This window comes from Nocardiopsis sp. NPDC049922, from assembly GCF_040660275.1.
Lineage (GTDB): Bacteria > Actinomycetota > Actinomycetes > Streptosporangiales > Streptosporangiaceae > Nocardiopsis.
In genome coordinates, this window is the sequence record NZ_JBFAME010000050.1 from 1 (window position 1) to 2,947 (window position 2,947).

Consider the following 2,947-nt stretch of genomic DNA (forward strand, 5'->3'; position numbering starts at 1 on the left):
AGCCCACACGAACCCGGACAAGGTCCTCGAACTCCACGGCATCACCCGAGCTCAGCCCGTATGGATTTGAAGCGCGAGAACTCCGGGGCCCTGGTCCATCCAGGCCAACCGGTACACCTACGGCAACGGGACCCCGCTGACCGCCGTGGACCCGAGCGGGCACTCCACTGGCCTTCTCGAATTGAGCGCAGCGTACGTAAACCAACAAATTGCGTTGATGGAGGCGCAGTTCGCAACTAATGCGGGACGGGCTGCCGTAGGGGCTGGGCTTACTGTTTCGGGTGGGGGTCTTCTTCTCGCTGGCGCGGGTGCCTTGGCAATTGTGCTCGCTACGCCAGGATCGACGACAGCTAGTGACACCTGTTGGATGGCTTGCTATGCACCTTGGAGAAATCCGACCCCGCGTTGGGGGCCAGGTGGTGTTTATACCGAACCTCAGGACCTCACTACGAATGACACCAATTCCTCTGGCGATTCCTACAATGACTGGCCAGTAGGTAATCCCGATCGGATTTGGTATTGGGGTGGTGGTTCCGACAAGGAGCCCCCGGTTGTCTTGCCTCCGCCTCCACCACCGTGGAAGGTGATCCTCGCAGCAATCCTCGCTACCGAGCACGAGCGCCCGGTCACCGAAGAGGTCACGGACTCTGAGCACGATCAGTTCGTCGACGACTCGTTCACCCGTTCGGTCAAGGAACTCACATACGAAGACTCGGTTGAAGTCAATGATTCCTACTTTGACCTAAAGTGGGATTTCGACTTGATGTGGGCGTTCAACACGTCTCCCGCAACTGGTGGCCCAGCCGACTTTGACGATCTTGAGTATGATTGTCAGAGGAACAGAAAAATCTATGCCCCTTTGAGTGGCCCTCGGGGAGTGCGTTCAAACGGAGGGCTTGCGCTTTACTGCAACGCTGAAGGCCTCGAAGGAGGATCTGCGGCAGACGGTTCGATCCGGCCGGAGGGATGGCCTCGGTATGGTCAGAGTAGGGATAAGAACCTGAACAACAAGTATCCCTTCAATAGGTGTCATTACATCCCTAGGCAGGCTGGGGGCAATGGAAGGATCAGGGAAAATCTTTCTACCTGTCATCGCAACACCAATGAGGCCATGGTGAAGTATGAGAACATGCTGGTTGATTCGGTAAGGTCTGGTGAGATTGTCGTGTACATGAACACGCCCGTGTATCTCACAGAGCAAGAATCGATGCCCGATTACTACCACATCGAAGCTGCCGGCAGTCGGGGAATGTACGTAGACGTCTGTATCCCTAATGTTCGGCATCCTGTTGTGCTCCCGGGTGGCCACTGCGATAATGTCAGGTACAGATCGCCTGAAAACTGGGAGTTCTACTGAGGAGTGGAGAATGTCGCCCGAGAGAAATATTGACTGGAATTCCCTGGAGAGTGAACTGGGGTGCGAATTTCCGGATGACTACAAGAATCTCATGAATTCTCATGGTGGCTTTGAGTTCTCGGGGATGATTCTAGTCAACTCGCCAGAGGGTGTTCTCTCTCGGATTCGAGAACTCCGGGATCACTTCCTGGGCCTAGGATTCCCCAGGATCAGTGTGGATCGAAAGAATTCTTTTCCTGGGGCAATTCCACAAGGTTTGGATTCCGTTTCGATCGACAGTCTTATCGAATGGGCTGACACGGATTCAGACATGTCGATGTGTTGGTATGTAGGTGACAATCCTAACAATTGGAAAGTTGTGGTGACCGATTATCGGGACTGCTACTTCTTCCCGTGGGGGATTGGGAAGATGCTTGGCTTCCTGGTCGACGCCAGACAAAGTCTTCCTTACCGTGAATACTTCGGGTGGCCGGATATTGAGTATCGAATCGAAGGTTTTGAAGACTGACCTTTCGCGTATTCTGAACGGCGCTCTCAGGGAGGCTCCGTGTCATGGGTCAGTAGAATCGCCGACGCAGTCGAGTGGCGGCCGAGGGGCCTCGGTATCGAGTGGGATGTGATCGAGGCGCACCTCGGCACGATGCTTCCCGCCGACTACAAGGAGCTCTGCCGGTGTTTCGGTGCGGGGGAGTTCAGCGGATACATGCATGTGTACGGTGCACTGGGAGGCGCCGACTCGCAGGTGGCGGACAAATTGGTGTCGTTGTGGCGGACACTGGAAAAATATCCGTTCGCGCGGGACAGCTTCGATCCGTACGGTCTCTACCGCCCGGGTGGACAGGGCCTGATTCCCTGGGCTATCTCGGTGACAGCCGTCGAGTTCTACTGGGCCGCCGACGCCGAGGTGCCGCCGGAGGACTGGCCGGTGGTGGCGCGGACCGAGGTCAGCCCTTGGCAGCGCTTGCCGATGTCCGCCTCGGAGTGCCTCGTTCGCGTCCTGACTGACGTCACCTTCGAGGAGTTCACTATCGCCGACCAGGTGGAACGTCCGTACTTCACGCTGCACGCGGCGTAGTGTCTTGGGCTGGGTGTGGTGGAGGTCCTGGGGTGTGCCGGAATCGCCTCCCGTCACTCGGTCCGGGGCAGTGGCTCCGGGGCGATCTATACCTTGCGTGTCGGTGAGCTCGGAGCCCACTCGTCGTCCAGGATCGAGTGGACGATGGAGTCGCGCCAGGCCTCCCGGGTCCACAGGTGCCGACGGATGCGCCCTTCCCCCACCATTCCGGCCCTGAGCATGACGCGCTCGGAGGCCCGGTTCTCCGGTGACCGCGCACCCCAGATCCGTTTGAGCCCCAGATCCTCGAAGCCGAACCGGAGCAGGAGCCCGACGAGCTCGTCGCCCAGCCCCTGCCCCCACATGTCGGGCCGGAGGGCGAACCCGATCTGCGCGCTGTGGGGGCGCTCGTCCACTCCCAGGCGGGCGCTGCCGACCAATCGGTCCTGGCGCGCGACAGCGAGCATGTACACGCTCCTGTCCTCCCGCTCGGCGTCGGCGACCGCGGCCTCGATGATGGCGGCGCACTGCTCCTT

At 58.9% G+C, this 2,947-nt stretch carries 4 protein-coding genes; 3 read left to right on the forward strand and 1 reads right to left on the reverse strand.

All coding sequences use genetic code 11. From position 1 onward, the window contains the following. Nucleotides 1–583: 583 nt before the first annotated feature. Genes AB0I72_RS28295 through AB0I72_RS28305 form a run of 3 tightly spaced genes read left to right on the forward strand, consistent with a single transcriptional unit; the run spans nt 584 to nt 2,432 of the window. A complete protein-coding gene (locus AB0I72_RS28295) occupies nt 584–1,357 on the forward strand; it encodes a DNA/RNA non-specific endonuclease (RefSeq protein WP_358574143.1) in 774 nt (257 codons plus the stop codon). Nucleotides 1,358–1,367: 10 nt separating this feature from the next. Then, nucleotides 1,368–1,865 carry an SMI1/KNR4 family protein gene (locus AB0I72_RS28300; protein WP_358574145.1) on the forward strand — a complete coding sequence of 166 codons (498 nt, stop codon included), beginning with the start codon at nt 1,368–1,370 and terminating at the stop codon, nt 1,863–1,865. Nucleotides 1,866–1,904: 39 nt separating this feature from the next. Further along, nucleotides 1,905–2,432 carry an SMI1/KNR4 family protein gene (locus AB0I72_RS28305; RefSeq protein ID WP_358574147.1) on the forward strand — a complete coding sequence of 176 codons (528 nt, stop codon included), beginning with the start codon at nt 1,905–1,907 and terminating at the stop codon, nt 2,430–2,432. A gap of 86 nt (nt 2,433–2,518) precedes the next feature. On the opposite strand, the gene AB0I72_RS28310 is transcribed toward AB0I72_RS28305, so the two are convergent. Continuing rightward, on the reverse strand, nt 2,519–2,947 hold a 429-nt coding region (locus tag AB0I72_RS28310; protein ID WP_358574149.1), incomplete at its 5' end, for a GNAT family protein.